This window comes from Lacticaseibacillus parahuelsenbergensis, from assembly GCF_030770265.1.
GTDB classification, from domain to species: domain Bacteria; phylum Bacillota; class Bacilli; order Lactobacillales; family Lactobacillaceae; genus Lacticaseibacillus; species Lacticaseibacillus casei.
This window is the reverse complement of the sequence record NZ_CP132482.1, coordinates 588,154-601,828: the sequence shown is the minus strand read 5'-3', so window position 1 is coordinate 601,828 and position 13,675 is coordinate 588,154. Positions and strand designations below refer to the sequence as shown.

The 13,675-nt window shown below is 48.3% G+C and carries 11 protein-coding genes and 1 pseudogene; 6 read left to right on the top strand and 6 right to left on the bottom strand.

The window, feature by feature from the left end; genetic code table 11:
• The first annotated feature begins 33 nt into the window (after positions 1–33).
• Entirely contained in the window at positions 34–474 is a 441-nt protein-coding gene (locus LACPH_RS02845; protein ID WP_025012766.1) for an OsmC family protein, read from the top strand.
• 167 nt (positions 475–641) lie between these two features.
• Positions 642–1,073: a hypothetical protein gene (locus LACPH_RS02840; RefSeq protein WP_274784432.1), complete on the top strand. Its 432-nt coding sequence runs from the start codon at positions 642–644 to the stop codon at positions 1,071–1,073.
• Positions 1,074–1,219: 146 nt separating this feature from the next.
• Here the strand turns inward: LACPH_RS02840 and LACPH_RS02835 are convergent, their stop codons facing one another.
• Positions 1,220–1,420, bottom strand: coding sequence for a cold-shock protein (locus tag LACPH_RS02835; protein WP_003563620.1), 201 nt, complete (start codon positions 1,418–1,420; stop codon positions 1,220–1,222).
• A gap of 609 nt (positions 1,421–2,029) precedes the next feature.
• On the opposite strand from LACPH_RS02835, the gene lacA reads away from it, so the two are divergent.
• The 3 genes from lacA to LACPH_RS02820 all read left to right on the top strand — a co-directional run bounded on the left by lacA (position 2,030) and on the right by LACPH_RS02820 (position 3,607).
• Positions 2,030–2,458: a galactose-6-phosphate isomerase subunit LacA gene (lacA, locus tag LACPH_RS02830; RefSeq protein WP_049170931.1), complete on the top strand. Its 429-nt coding sequence runs from the start codon at positions 2,030–2,032 to the stop codon at positions 2,456–2,458.
• A gap of 26 nt (positions 2,459–2,484) precedes the next feature.
• Positions 2,485–3,003, top strand: coding sequence for a galactose-6-phosphate isomerase subunit LacB (gene lacB / locus LACPH_RS02825; RefSeq protein ID WP_087911608.1), 519 nt, complete (start codon positions 2,485–2,487; stop codon positions 3,001–3,003).
• A 304-nt stretch (positions 3,004–3,307) separates the two neighbouring features.
• On the top strand, positions 3,308–3,607 hold the full coding sequence (locus LACPH_RS02820; protein WP_274784431.1) for a helix-turn-helix domain-containing protein: 300 nt from the start codon (positions 3,308–3,310) through the stop codon (positions 3,605–3,607).
• Positions 3,608–3,827: 220 nt separating this feature from the next.
• Here LACPH_RS02820 and gdhA read toward each other — a convergent pair whose 3' ends face one another.
• Positions 3,828–5,171 (bottom strand): NADP-specific glutamate dehydrogenase, encoded by a 1,344-nt coding sequence (gene gdhA / locus LACPH_RS02815; RefSeq protein WP_274784430.1) that lies wholly within the window; start codon positions 5,169–5,171, stop codon positions 3,828–3,830.
• Between the two features lie 508 nt (positions 5,172–5,679).
• Between gdhA and LACPH_RS02810 the strand changes: the two genes are divergently transcribed.
• Positions 5,680–6,618 carry an L-lactate dehydrogenase gene (locus tag LACPH_RS02810; RefSeq protein ID WP_049170919.1) on the top strand — a complete coding sequence of 313 codons (939 nt, stop codon included), beginning with the start codon at positions 5,680–5,682 and terminating at the stop codon, positions 6,616–6,618.
• A 90-nt stretch (positions 6,619–6,708) separates the two neighbouring features.
• Here LACPH_RS02810 and LACPH_RS02805 read toward each other — a convergent pair whose 3' ends face one another.
• The 4 genes and pseudogenes from LACPH_RS02805 to LACPH_RS02790 form a co-directional block, all read right to left on the bottom strand.
• Complete coding sequence (locus LACPH_RS02805; protein ID WP_025012772.1) at positions 6,709–8,187, bottom strand: APC family permease; 1,479 nt, start codon at positions 8,185–8,187, stop codon at positions 6,709–6,711.
• A gap of 323 nt (positions 8,188–8,510) precedes the next feature.
• Positions 8,511–9,803: a serine/threonine transporter SstT gene (gene sstT / locus LACPH_RS02800; RefSeq protein WP_306387244.1), complete on the bottom strand. Its 1,293-nt coding sequence runs from the start codon at positions 9,801–9,803 to the stop codon at positions 8,511–8,513.
• 177 nt (positions 9,804–9,980) lie between these two features.
• Positions 9,981–11,158 (bottom strand): annotated as a pseudogene (locus tag LACPH_RS02795) (RNA-guided endonuclease InsQ/TnpB family protein).
• Between the two features lie 496 nt (positions 11,159–11,654).
• Complete coding sequence (locus LACPH_RS02790; protein WP_274784428.1) at positions 11,655–13,667, bottom strand: PTS sugar transporter subunit IIABC; 2,013 nt, start codon at positions 13,665–13,667, stop codon at positions 11,655–11,657.
• Positions 13,668–13,675 lie beyond the last annotated feature (8 nt).

Below are 13,675 nucleotides of genomic sequence, written 5' to 3'. Positions count from 1 at the left end.
GTGAAAGCTTTAAAACAAGAAAGGATGGATAGCATGGCAGAACGATCTTTGTATCATACCTATGTCCGCAACGAAAATGGTTTAGTCGGTGAAAGTTATGTCGAAGGCAATCAAGGGTTAGCCCTTGGTGTTTCCAGTTCGCTTCTGGACGCTCCTGGCACCAATCCGGAGCAATTCATTGCATTTGCCCTGTCCACTTGTTTCAACGCAACGATTCGCATCGTCCAGCATCGTGAAGGCACCGCGGAAGATTCGCAACTACGCACCCGAGTGGACATTGAGCGCGACAAAATCGGCTACAAATTCATTGTCGACGCGCAAATTCTCATGCCAAGTCACACACGCGAAGAAGCACAAAAAATTGTGACCCAGGCATTAGATGAGTGCCCAGTCGCTAAACTGTTAAAAGAAAACGAAAATGTCAGCTTCCGAATTGTTGACGAGTTCACCGATGAGCCGACGTTAGGTGAATAATGAGCGGTAATAGCCGTTCTTCGTCTACATTCGCTTAAGCAAAAAAGTACGCCAGGAATCTTCCGAGACTTTGGCGTACTTTTTTTATTTTTCCGTCAAGAATCCTGTGTCTCAAAACCTTAATCCACCGTGCGCGTTACACTTGACCATAAGTGGAGATGGTAAGGATGATCAAGCAAGGTAACGGACAAACAACGCATCATTTAGGATTGGCGCTTTGTATGTGGTTAGGCAGCATCGCTTTTCTGGCGACTGGCGTCTGGGCCACCATTTTATTAGTGCTCACGTCCCGAATCACAGTCGCACTCATCATCACCTTGATCGGCGGTTGGGTGACGCTTGCCGGTATCTTCGCCTGTGTTGTCACACTGTGGCAATTAGTTCGGGCACCGCAAGCGGCTCGTCAGTTGGTTCGTCGGTTGCAATGGCTTCTCGGCGCCATCACAATCATTGTGGCCGTCATCAGTCTGTCGCTCTCCTATGCGTGGGCCAAAAGTGGCGATGCACCGGGTATTATTTTCATTGGTTTGTTTCTTGCGGCAATGCCTTTTGCTTGTTGGGTTTTGACCAGTGTCTGGCGATTGACGTTGGAGCGGTGAGTTTGTGTCAGGGGATCCAAGTCTGTTCTTGGGGCTTTCTATTGGCGGCAATGGCATTGTTGACTGTTGTGTTTTATAACGCGCTCCCTAGCGTAAAAAAAATCCACCTAGTTTCCTAGGTGGATCCTTTTTTAACGAACCAAGAATTAAAGCTTGGTAACGTTAGCAGCCTGAGGGCCACGATCAGATTGTTCTACATCGTAGGAAACAGCCTGACCTTCGTCAAGACTCTTGTAGCCTTCGCCGTTGATGGCGCTGAAGTGTACAAAGACATCTTGGCCGTCTTCACCAGTGATGAAGCCGTAACCCTTATCAGCGTTGAACCATTTAACTGTACCTTTTTGCATGAAAGTGAATCTCCTTTTCAAAACTAACAACAACAGACAACCGTAATCCTAAAAAGGAAATTCATGTTACATGATGTTTCCCGTTCAAGTATTACCATGAATAGACTATAACACGTCCAGCAAAAAAAAACTAATTTTTTTGCAAATTAATCGCGATTAATTTGCTGAAAGCGCTCACTTGCAAGAAAGTCGGGTTTGCCAGCAGAGCAATTAGTCTAGACCAATGTGCATAGCAACTTGATTTTATTAGTTGGAAAATTACCCATCAATCTGATGACAGTGATTTACCCTGTAAACGAATCAAACCACATCACACTTTTACGTGTAGCTCGATTCAATTTTTCCATCAACTTAAGACGTGCTAAAACTTCCTCTTCTAACTAGAAACTGTATTTTAGGCCTTTACACTAAAAAGATTCGATGCTACATTGTGGTTGACGAATGAAACACAAGTGAACACACAGAAACAAATATAAACATTCCGTAAAAAATTGCTTATAACTTTTTTCTTCGGGTGCTCTCCCCCACTGACTTTCTTCAAAACGATCAGCTTGCCCCGCCAGTATCTGAGTCACAAATGCTATTCAATTAATCAAAGGAGTGACAATTTTGGATGTTGTGATTGGTGCTGATCAGGACGGTTTTGCCATGAAGGAACAGGTCAAGGACTATCTCAAGCAGCGTGACTACCATGTCATTGATGTAACGCCGCAACCAGCGAAGAACTTTGTCGAGTCTGCTTTGGCTGTGACCAAAGAAGTGATGGCAGGTAAGGCGCATAAAGGCTTGATGTTTGACCGTTACGGCGTTGGCTCAACAATGGCTTCTACCAAAGTCAAGGGTATGGTCGCAACCAATGTGGGTGACGAAACCGCTGCGCATCAAACTGCCGAACATAATGGTGCCAAAGCCATTGCGATCGGTACTGGACTTATCGGCCTAGATCGGGCGCTCGGCCTGATTCAACGTTATCTAGATGCGGAATACGTTGACGGTCGCCACCAGGTTCGACTCGATATGCTTGCGAAAATGATCTAACTTTGGAAGAAAGGAAGTCTGCCCCCATGATTATTTCTTTAGGTAATGATCATATTGTGACTTACATGAAGATTAAGATCTCGAATTTTTTAAAGCATGCTGGCTATCAAGTTATTGATGAAGGCACCTACGACACCGTCCGGACGCACTATCCGATTTATGGCAAGAAGGTTGCTGAAGATGTCGCCGATGGTCGTGCTGATCTAGGCATTGTTTTGTGTGGCGACGGCAGCGGCATTACCATGGCCGCCAATAAAAACGAAGGCATTCGCGCTGCCATGGTGAACGACGCCGCAGCAGCCAAATATGCTCGCGAACAATTAAATGCGAACGTATTGGGCTTCGGCGGTGCCAGCATCGGTGAACATCTGGCATACGATATCATCAAGGCCTATCTGGACGCCACCTACAAAGAAACGCCAGAAAATGCGGAACTGATCAAAGAAATTGACCACATTGCCAAACCAAACCCTGATCAAAAAGATAATCCGCACTTTTTTGATGAAGAAAACGAAAAATGGGCCGAGGGCGTCTATCACGATTAGTCGCGTCTAGGTTCAATCGAATTAACCAATACGGTGATTTAGTTGTCACCGTAGCAAAAAGGCTCGGAATTCCGAGCCTTTTTTGATGCCGTCATCTCCTTCTAGGAATTTGTCATTGTGGCTTCATCGTGCGTCGTGCTTAAGCATCGCAAAATGGATAATATGAGTCGACACATACCATAAAATCGTATACTATCAAAACGTAGCAGGGTGGAACAATGGCGCTAATTTCATGATCCGCCTTATTTTCGCAAGCAGCAGCGTTGAAAAAAGTTGTTCAACGTCTCAAGAAAAGGTGAATAATATGACTAAAAGTACACTCGAAAAAAGTATTGAAGAACTCAATCAGCTACTAGACGGACATGATCCTGGCGTCGAACGACATGAGCGACATCTACCAACACCGCCTGAGTTTACCGGTGAAGAAATCAAGAAAATTCGTCAGCAAATACCGGCAACGCAACTCGTCTTCGCCCAAATTATGGCGGCTTCTCCTCGTACCGTTCAGGCTTGGGAAACGAACCGCAGTAAACCAAATGGGCCGGCTCGTCGGCTCATGCAACTGATTGAACTTGATCCATCAGTGGCGCGGCTTTTGATGTAGGAAAGAACAGGATTTGATGCCAAGTACCGTTTTATAGACGGCTGCTACGTTGATAGTTTTTTGGCTCACGCTCACATATAAAACAAACGGCGATCAGATAACCTCATGATTATCCGACCGCCGTTGTTTTCGTGCCTTTTGATCTCGTCAATGAAGAGGCCATGCGGAAACTCAGCGCTTTAAATCCACTATTTCACCTTTTGCCATCGTAACGAATTGCCTACATTCCCTGCGCATACATAGCATCTGCCACTTTCAGAAAACCGGCGATGTTCGCCCCCGCTTCGTAGTTACCGGGCATGCCGTATTCGTCAGCAGCATCTGCGCTGGCCTTAAAAATGTGTTGCATGATTTCATGCAGTTGGCTATCGACTTTTTCAAAACTATCACTTTCGCGGCGGGAGTTCTGCCCCATTTCCAGCGCTGAAACAGCAACGCCCCCGGCATTGGCGGCTTTTGCCGGTCCGTATAAAATTCCGGCATCTGCATAGGCAGCGATGGCGTCTGGATTGCTCGGCATATTGGCGCCTTCAGCTACCGCGATCGCGCCGGCTGCCTTAAACCGCGCCGCCTGTTCACCATCAATTTCGTTTTGCGTGGCGCAAGGCAATGCCAGATCGAACTTAAGATCGTTAGCGTCCCAAACCGAACCTTCATGATACTGTGCACTAGCCACCCGGTCCGCATAAGCTTTAATGCGACCGCGCTCAACTTCCTTGATTTGTTTAACCACCGCAACATCAATCCCGTTTTCATCAACCACATAGCCATTAGAATCGGAAACAGTAAGCACCTTGACCCCCAAGGCCTCAGCTTTCTCGGCGGCATGAATCGCAACGTTACCAGCACCGGAAATAACCGCGCGCTTCCCGGCCAGCGTTTCGCCATTGGCCTTCAACAACTCATCGGTGTAGTAAATCAACCCATAACCAGTGGCTTCCGTCCGCGCCAACGAGCCGCCATAACTAAGGCCTTTACCGGTCAGAACACCACGTTGCGCCCCTTTTAACCGTTTGTATTGACCGTATAGATACCCAATCTCGCGGGCACCGACACCAATGTCCCCAGCCGGCACATCCAAATCCGGCCCGATATACTTACTCAGTTCGGTCATGAAGCTTTGACAAAAACGCATCACTTCGGCATCCGACTTCCCTTTCGGATCAAAATCGGAACCACCTTTTGCTCCCCCGATCGGCAAAGTGGTCAAACTATTTTTGAAAATCTGTTCAAAGCCTAAAAATTTCACGATGCTGAGATTGACGGAAGGATGCAAGCGCAAGCCGCCTTTGTAAGGACCAATTGCCGAGTTAAACTGGACCCGAAATCCGCGATTAACTTGAACATTTCCTTGGTCATCCTGCCACGGAACCGCAAACTGAATCGCCCGCTCCGGTTCAACCAATCGCCCAAGTATATTAGCCTTCACATACTCCGGATGCTTCTCAAGCACCGGCGTAATCGTTTTCAAAAACGTTGAGGCTGCCTCAAAAAATTCCGGTTGATTAGGATCGCGCTGTTTAAGCGTTGCAAGCACTGACTGCACATAAGATGCTGCTGACATGGGAAACCACCTTTCTCGAAAAACGTAACGGACGTTGTTTTAAGGTTAACAGAAAAATGGCATTTTGATAAGAATTTTTTGAGCGTAAGCCGGCGCGTTCAGGAGTCGGAGTGTAAGCGGCCTTGGGCGTGATGGTCGGGCTTTGACCATTGCGACCAAGGTCCTTACACGCAGACTCCTGCGCCGGCGAACGCGTTATGGTGCGAGCGTGAGCCAGCACGGTTAGAAACCGGAATGTAAGTGGCCTTGGGCGTGATGGCCCGGGCTTAGGCCATCGCGCCCAAGGTCCTTATGCGCAGATTTCTGTGACTGCGAACGCATTATGGTGCAAGCGCGAGCTAATTTTCAACTCATCAATCACGTTTATCAAGTTATCGCAACTGTCATCTGTTACAATGAAATCGGATACATGAAAAACAGCTGACCATGACCATTGTTGGGTGACGGTCATTGTTCAGCTTCGGATAGCTACGTTGGTGTCAATATCATTATGAGGAGGAATTTTGGAATGCAAAATCGCGGCAATATTATTTTAATTGGTGATGGCGCCATTGGGTCAAGTTACGCGTTTAACTGTCTCACAACCGGCGTCGGCCAGAGTCTGGGCATCATTGACGTTAATGAAAAACGGGTACAAGGCGACGTCGAAGATCTTTCGGACGCACTGCCTTACACGTCGCAAAAGAATATTTATGCGGCTAGTTATGAAGACTGCAAATATGCCGACATTATTGTGATTACTGCGGGGATCGCGCAAAAACCGGGACAGACACGACTTGAGTTGCTAGCGATTAACGCCAAGATTATGAAGGAAATCACCCACAATATCATGGCAAGCGGCTTCAATGGTTTCATTTTGGTGGCTTCCAACCCGGTTGATGTGCTGGCAGAATTGGTTTTGCAGGAATCCGGCTTGCCGCGCAATCAAGTATTAGGTTCTGGCACCGCCTTGGATTCGGCGCGACTACGAGCGGAAATCGGCTTGCGCTACAACATCGATGCCCGCATCGTTCACGGCTATATCATGGGCGAACATGGTGATTCCGAATTTCCGGTTTGGGATTACACCAATATTGGTGGCAAGCCAATTCTTGACTGGATTCCGAAAAATCGGCAGGAAAGTGACCTTGCTGAAATCAGCGAGCGCGTGAAAACTGCGGCTTACGGGATCATCGAAAAGAAAGGCGCCACCTTCTACGGCATTGCCGCTTCGCTGACCCGGTTAACCAGTGCGTTCTTAAATGACGACCGCGCAGCATTTGCCATGTCCGTTCATCTCGAAGGTGAGTATGGCTTAAGCGGCGTTTCGATCGGTGTTCCTGTCATTCTTGGCGCCAACGGTTTGGAACGCATTATCGAACTTGATCTGAATGCCGAAGATCATAAGCGCCTAGCAGATTCTGCGGCGATTTTAAAAGAGAATCTCCAGAAGGCTCAGGAAGCTTAGTAACCACTCATAAATCAACGCAAATTAAAAACGCTCACAAAGACAAAATCTTTGCGGGCGTTTTTTAATTTGAACCGTATTTTTAAGCGTTCAGTCTTCTTTTGACTGCTCCAATGCTTCGGTTTCCTGTTCAACAACCGACCCTTTTGTCAGCGCTGAATGCCGCATGCCATACAGAAAGTAGATGGCGCATCCAATCAGGAACCAGACGCCGGAGTACATTTTGGCTTGGATATCCAGACCCAGGAAAACCACCAGCGAGCCGAGAAAAGCTACGGCCGGCAATACCGGATACAACGGCATTTGGAAGCGCGGCTTGGCGATGTCCTTGCCTTCACGCGGACGGAGGCGATAAATGCCGAGCGTGACGAACATGAAGGCAATCAGCGTGCCGGCGGAAATCAGTTGTGCCAGGAACGCAAATGGGAAGAATGCCCCGATAATGACACCGATCGTGATTAAAACTGCCAACGCAATGTTCGGCAACTTGCGGCTGTTCAACTTGCCCAAACCGTGTGGCAGCATGCCGTCGCGGCCAAAGCTATAAAGCAACCGGGATCCTGCCATGGCCATGCCGATTAAGGCCGTGAACATCCCCAAAACCGCGATGCTTTCCACCACTGTCGCGACCACCGCATGACCGGAGTGCCGCAGCGCCCAGCCAACCGGTTCAGCGTTGTTGGCGTAATCCTGATACGGGAACATGCCCAACAAAACAAGCCCGACCGAGACAAACAGGAAAACCGCAATTAACAGCGAGCCAAGAATCCCCCGCGGCATCGTTTTCTCCGGATCGATCGCTTCAGCCGAATTCGCGGCAATCGAATCAAACCCGATATAGGCCAAGAAAATCATGGAAACGCCGGCGTAAATGCCTTGCCAGCCCCCAAAAGGTGTTCCATCAGCATTCAGGTGATACTTCGGGAAAAAAGGATGGAAGTTTTCCGGATGAATCGCGGTCAAGCCGACCACAAGGAACAGCAAAATTGCCAAAACCTTCATGACCACCAAAATATTTTCGACCCGCGCGGCACTTGAGACACCGCGTGACAGCAAAACGCCGACCATCAACATCACCACCACGGCGACCAGATCGACAACCCCGCCGTCAGTGCCAAACGGATTGGCCAACGCCGCCGGAAAATTCAGGCCGATCGTCGCCAGCAAGCCACGAAAATTGGCAGATAACCCTGAAGCAACGAACGCAACGGCAATAAAGTATTCGGCCAACAAAGCCCAGCCGGCAATCCAGCCGAAGAACTCGCCGAACACCACATTAATCCACGAATAAGCCGAGCCGGCAAACGGCATCGCGGCCGACATTTCCGCGTACGCAAACGCCACCAACCCTGCTACAATCGCAGCGACTAAAAAGGAAATCGAGACTGCGGGACCTGCGTGTTTAGCCGCAACCACCCCTGGCAGCGTAAAAATTGACGCCGACACAATGGTCCCGACCCCTAAAGCGAGAAAGTCACGTACGCGCAACACCCGCGGCAGATGCGAATCTTTATCTTCGTAAACACTTGGATCCTCTTTTCGAAACAGTCGTTGCCACACTTTGCCCATCGGTACCTCCATTAAACAGTTAATGCTGTCTTTTCAATGTGTTAATAAAAAATCCATGAAAACTAGGTTAGCACATTTTAGCAAAGCTGGAAAGCGCTGTGTTTTTAATGACATCAGTTATCATAGGAAAAATAACCTTACAATTTTTTAAGCTAGACAATTTGTCCGTTAAATCAACGTTTTACAGCTAAAAAGTGTGTCAACGTTGAAACGCAAAAACTGCCCAAGTGACTTCTTTCGTCTCTTGGGCAGTTTTCATCAGTTTATAAAATGACTGAGTTGATGCCTGACACCATGCTTCAAACTGGAAGTACTGCTGCAAATTAAATCTGTTCGCCCTCTTCTTCAACCGGTTTGGCAACTTTAGCTTTCACTTTACCCGCTGCTTTAACCGCGGCCCGCATATCGACTGGATGACCATCACGGCGATCATCGGCATATTCTGCCGTGGCAGTAAACAACAAATCGGAAGCCGAATTAACCGCTGTTTCCACGGAGTCCTGAACTACCCCGATGATGAAGCCGATACCGACCACCTGCATCGCTATGTCATTGGAGATTCCAAACAGCGATGCCGCCATTGGAATTAATAACAGCGACCCACCGGCAATTCCCGACACCCCGGTTGCCGAAATGGCCGATAAGAAGCACAGCAGCAACGCTAGGAAAATGCTGACGTGCACGCCCATAGTATTGGCCGTTGCCAGCGTCATAATCGACACCGTGATCGCGGCACCACCTGAGTTAGCCGAACCGCCCAGCGGAATCGAAATCGCATAACTTTCTTTGTTCAAGCCTAAGTCTTCACAAGCTTTTAAGTTGATCGGAATGTTCACCGCGCCGCTACGGGTGAAGAATGCCGGAATGCCGCTAACTTTTAACGTCCAAAACGTCAACGGATATGGATTCTGATGGGTCAACAGCCACACCATAAATGGGTACACGATCAGATAGACAAATACCATCGTCGCGACCAGCAAGATGAGCAACTGGCCATATGCCATGACGCCTTTAACGCCCGTCTTGCTTAGCGATTCATGCAGCAAACCGACAATTCCGAACGGGGCAAACTGGATCACCGTTTGCGCCACGCTGCTGACGGTTTCCGCGAACTCGGTCACCACTTTTTTGGTTGTGCCACTCGCCAAACGCAACCCCGCCCCAATCAGCAACGACCAGAATAGAATCGCCAGGTAATTGCCTTCAACCAGCGCAGAAATCGGATTGGCCACTGCATTGGTCAGCAGGTCGGAAACAACCGTGCCTAAATCTTTCGGTGCACTTTCGGCAATTTTCATCGCACCCGGCAACACAAGCTTGATCGGGAAAAGATAAGAAACAGCAACCGCCGCAATGGACGAAAGCAACGTGGCACTTAAGTAAAGCACAATGACGGTGCCAAAGTGGTTCTTCGAGCCAGACCGGTATTTTGAAATCGCCGACATGATCAGCAGAAATACCAGTAATGGCGCGATCGCTTTTAACGCGCCAACAAATAACTTCCCTAAAATATCGATAAAGGACCAGGAGGGCACCAGTACCCTTAACACTGCCCCAACAACAATTCCGATGACAATTTTCAGAATCAGCGACACATCTTTGTACCGTCTATACATCTCGGCCCCTGCTATATAAAATGTGGAAGAATGCCTCTTCGACACCAATAAAGGTTTTATATATTTCCTTTCTTGATTGACAACCCTACATTTCATTTAGTCCCGTCAACAACGGTATTCCCACACTGAAATAATTCATCATGACAGTGACCGCCTCCTGAACTTTAAGGGTATAGCCTACCCCATTACTTTTGATTTCGCATAAACCATCAGATTTTCAACCGCGTTTTCGTCTCGCCGCAGCTTCACCCCGCACTGGTAACAATGATAGTCATCGTGACCGGTCCGGTGTTTTAAGTTGCCTCTCAGTGTGACGCGTTCATCAGCCGTTTTCACATAACCACATCGTGAACAACGTTGCGTACTGGGGTAAAACCGATCCGCTAGCACCAACGTATTCCCATACCAGTCAGCCTTGTACTGCATGATCACTTTGAACTTACCAAACAGTGATCGATGCAGGTTCTTGGCTAGACGTTTATTCATGCGCATATGGTGATTATCCAGGTCCTCAATCCCAATTAAGTCATAATCAGTGACGAGCATCGTCGTGAACTTTTGCAGCAAATCTGTTTGAATCCGTTCAACTCGTTGGTATTGACGCTTCAACTTGGTTCTCGTTGTGCGATAAGCCGCGGAGTTAAAATGCTTGGGATTTACTTTCCGTTTGCGGGCTAATTGGCGCTGATAATGAGCAATGCGGGCGTAAAGCACTGGCAGACGTTCAGGCAAGGTGGGTTGAGTGGCATAGCCGGTTGCCGTTTGATAGTCAAACTTGCCGATGTTGGCATCAACCCCAGTGACCGTTAGAATCGGCCGCTTTTCAACAGAAGTTTGAACCTCAATTGAAAAGGAGGCATAGTAACCATCAGCGTCTTGAACGACGCAAACTTGTTTCAGTTCGCCCTGCCAGCGCGGTTGCTCGGCTAGTTTTCATACCAGGCACCAGCACCATAAGGTTTATCCAAACGTAATTTGCCATTCACAAGTTGCGCCCGATCCGTTTTGAACGTTTTGCGGGATCGTTTCTTAGATTTCCAGTTGGGCTTATCGTGATCTGGCATCTTCGGATTGAAGTAGTTCTTCCAAGCCTTACCTAGATCGTTTACCGCAAGCTGTAAAACTCGGGCTGACTGCTCATACTGCCAGTAGGTTTTGTTCCAAACCAGTTCGTCCCGTACTTTGCGTTCATTAGGCCGCAGCGTTTTGTCTGCCATTACCAGAGATGCGTCGTACATGGCGTTCCACGTTTCTAAGGCTTGATTCCAGCAAAACCGGCGATAGTTAAACAATCGTTCCAGTTCACGCCGCATGGTTGCATTGGGATAGAGTTTAATCTTATGCGTTTTAATCAAAAGTTGTCACCTCCTCTCACTTGGCTGGTTAAACGCTATTTGAGAGAAAGCCCAGAGTAAGCGTTCAAACCAAGGCTAGCCAGCGAAACTTTGGTAAGAACCATCATACAGTATCGATTCAGGCTCTTGTCAATACATTTCGCCAGTTAACTAGGTTTGAACACACGGACAGCTTCCACTAAATTATTCTGTCCATGTTGTACCGCTTAATTCCATGTTGTTTGACATATTTGAATTTTGTTAACAACCCCCAACAAAAAATTAATGTTTAATGAGAATACTTTCAGTGTGCCTTAAACTGGCCACAACTGCAAGTTATTTTTATCGAAATCGGCACAAATTTTTGTGGCGTTTCTCCAATCATGATCGGCCTCGCTTTTTTGCCAAGCAAAAACACCGATGCCCAACGACATCGGTGTTTACTACTAGACTTTGATTCTTCGTCAAAATGACACGATTATCATTTTGAACCACTTTTCAGTGAAGCCTTAACTCATTATTCAACTGTCTTTCCTAAGCGCTTCTTCTTAGGTGCTGCCTTAGCCGCATTGGCATCGGCATCTTTATAACCGAAGAAGTAAACCAAGAGGAAGGCGGCAACCAAGGTCACAACCGAAGCAATCCAGAATCCGGCAAAGTTGCCTGGATTGTGTGCCCAACCCGGAGCAGCAAATGATGGAAAACCAATGAAGCTGCCAGTGAATCCGTACATCGAAACACCTAACAGGCCATTGACAACGCCACCGATTGCGGCACCGATACTAGCAAAGACGAAGACCCGGCCATACTTCAAGTTAACACCATACATCGCAGGTTCGGTGATGCCGCAGCATGCGCTGATGAACGCGGAAATAGACAAACCTTTCAGTGCTGGGTTGTGCTTGGTCTTAACCCAGACAGCCAACGCGCCGGCACCTTGGGCAATCATGGAAATGGAGACGATGCCGTTAAGCACGGACTCTGGGTGTGCCGAAGACAATTGTGCGGTAATAACCGGGATAACCGCCCAGTGCAATCCGAAGATAACCAGAACCTGATACAGACCGGCAATAATGGCGTCGGAAATCATTGGCGTCAAGCTGAGCAATGCCTGAATCCCGGATGTGATCGCACCAGACAGCACCGTGATCAGTGGACCGACAACCAAGACAACCGTCATGCCGACTAAGAAGATTTCAACCAGCGGCGTGAAAATCATCCGCAGAACCAGCGGCATCCAGCTCTTGATCCACGGTTCAAGCTTGGCTGCCATCCATGCCGCAAAAATCATCGGGAAAATCGAATACGTGTAATTCGCAATGTGGACAGGTAAGCCGAAGAAACTGGCATTGACCCCCATGCCCAGTAACGTACCACTAACTTTACCAGCCGTTGCAATCTTAGCAATTGATGGATAAATCAGGAACGCACCGATAATGCCAACGATAACCGGATCCGAACCGAGTTTTTGCGCGGCCGTGAAACCGACGATCACAGGCAGGAAGTAAAAGGCTGCATCGCCCATCGCATTAATAATCACGTATGTCGGATCCGTTGTTGAAAGATGGAACCAGGTGGTCATAATGTTGAGAACACCTTTGAGCATCCCACTGGCGGCCAACAGTCCGATAACCGGAATCATGGATCCGGTTATCGTCCCGATCAACGCCTGGGTCCAACGTTTGATTGTGCCCCAGAAGCTGGTATCTTTAGCCTCTGCTTGGGTTTCTTTAATGGCTTCCGCAGTGCCTTCAGCATTAGAGTAGCCGGGGCCTAACTGTTTAATGACTTCATCATAAACGTCAGTGACGGCTTGCCCAATGACCACTTGATACTGGCCGTTTGCTCGGGCAACATCAATGACGCCCGGAATGTTGCGCACTGTGTCATCGTCCGGCTTTTGTTCATCTTTCAGATAAAACCGCAACCGGGTGATACAGTGAATCAAACTATTGACGTTCTGCGCCCCGCCGACATCGGCAATAATCTGGCGGGCAGTCGCCGCATACTTGCTTTCCTTCTTATTTGGCGTGGCCGCGGCTGTTGATGTAGCCGCCGCTGCCTTAGGTGTCATCACGGCAACTTCTTCACCAACCTTAACTTCGCCCGGGGTGACATCAAGATGATCAACCACGTCATTGGTATTGGTAATCGCAACAATGACAGTGGTCTTTTTGCCGGCTTTCTTGATTGCATCCAAATCCATGGAGCCAATCACGTCGCCGGCTTTGACTTTGGCATCCATTGCCGTATCGATTTCAAACGGTGCGCCTTTCAACTCAACCGTATCAATGCCCAAGTGAATCAACAACTCGGCGCCGTCATCGGCTTTAATCCCGATTGCATGCTTGGTATCGGCAATCATCATGATGCGTCCGTCAACCGGCGCAGCAATCTGACCATCTGATGGTTCAATGCCAAAGCCATCACCCATCATTTTCTGTGAAAAGACCGGATCGGAGACGTCTGTAATCGCCATGGCAAGCCCTGAAACAGGCGCCAAAATGTGTAGCTTCTTTTCATCAGCCATTTTTGGTT

Coding starts and splice junctions, on each gene's coding strand:
- lacB (WP_087911608.1), top strand. CDS start 2,485: ATGATTATTTCTTTAGGTAATGATCATATTGTGACTTACATGAAGATT.
- LACPH_RS02805 (WP_025012772.1), bottom strand. CDS start 8,187: ATGGGCAAAGTGTGGCAACGACTGTTTCGAAAAGAGGATCCAAGTGTT.
- LACPH_RS02835 (WP_003563620.1), bottom strand. CDS start 1,420: ATGCAAAAAGGTACAGTTAAATGGTTCAACGCTGATAAGGGTTACGGC.
- LACPH_RS02820 (WP_274784431.1), top strand. CDS start 3,308: ATGACTAAAAGTACACTCGAAAAAAGTATTGAAGAACTCAATCAGCTA.
- LACPH_RS02845 (WP_025012766.1), top strand. CDS start 34: ATGGCAGAACGATCTTTGTATCATACCTATGTCCGCAACGAAAATGGT.
- gdhA (WP_274784430.1), bottom strand. CDS start 5,171: ATGTCAGCAGCATCTTATGTGCAGTCAGTGCTTGCAACGCTTAAACAG.
- sstT (WP_306387244.1), bottom strand. CDS start 9,803: ATGTATAGACGGTACAAAGATGTGTCGCTGATTCTGAAAATTGTCATC.
- LACPH_RS02810 (WP_049170919.1), top strand. CDS start 5,680: ATGCAAAATCGCGGCAATATTATTTTAATTGGTGATGGCGCCATTGGG.
- LACPH_RS02840 (WP_274784432.1), top strand. CDS start 642: ATGATCAAGCAAGGTAACGGACAAACAACGCATCATTTAGGATTGGCG.
- LACPH_RS02790 (WP_274784428.1), bottom strand. CDS start 13,667: ATGGCTGATGAAAAGAAGCTACACATTTTGGCGCCTGTTTCAGGGCTT.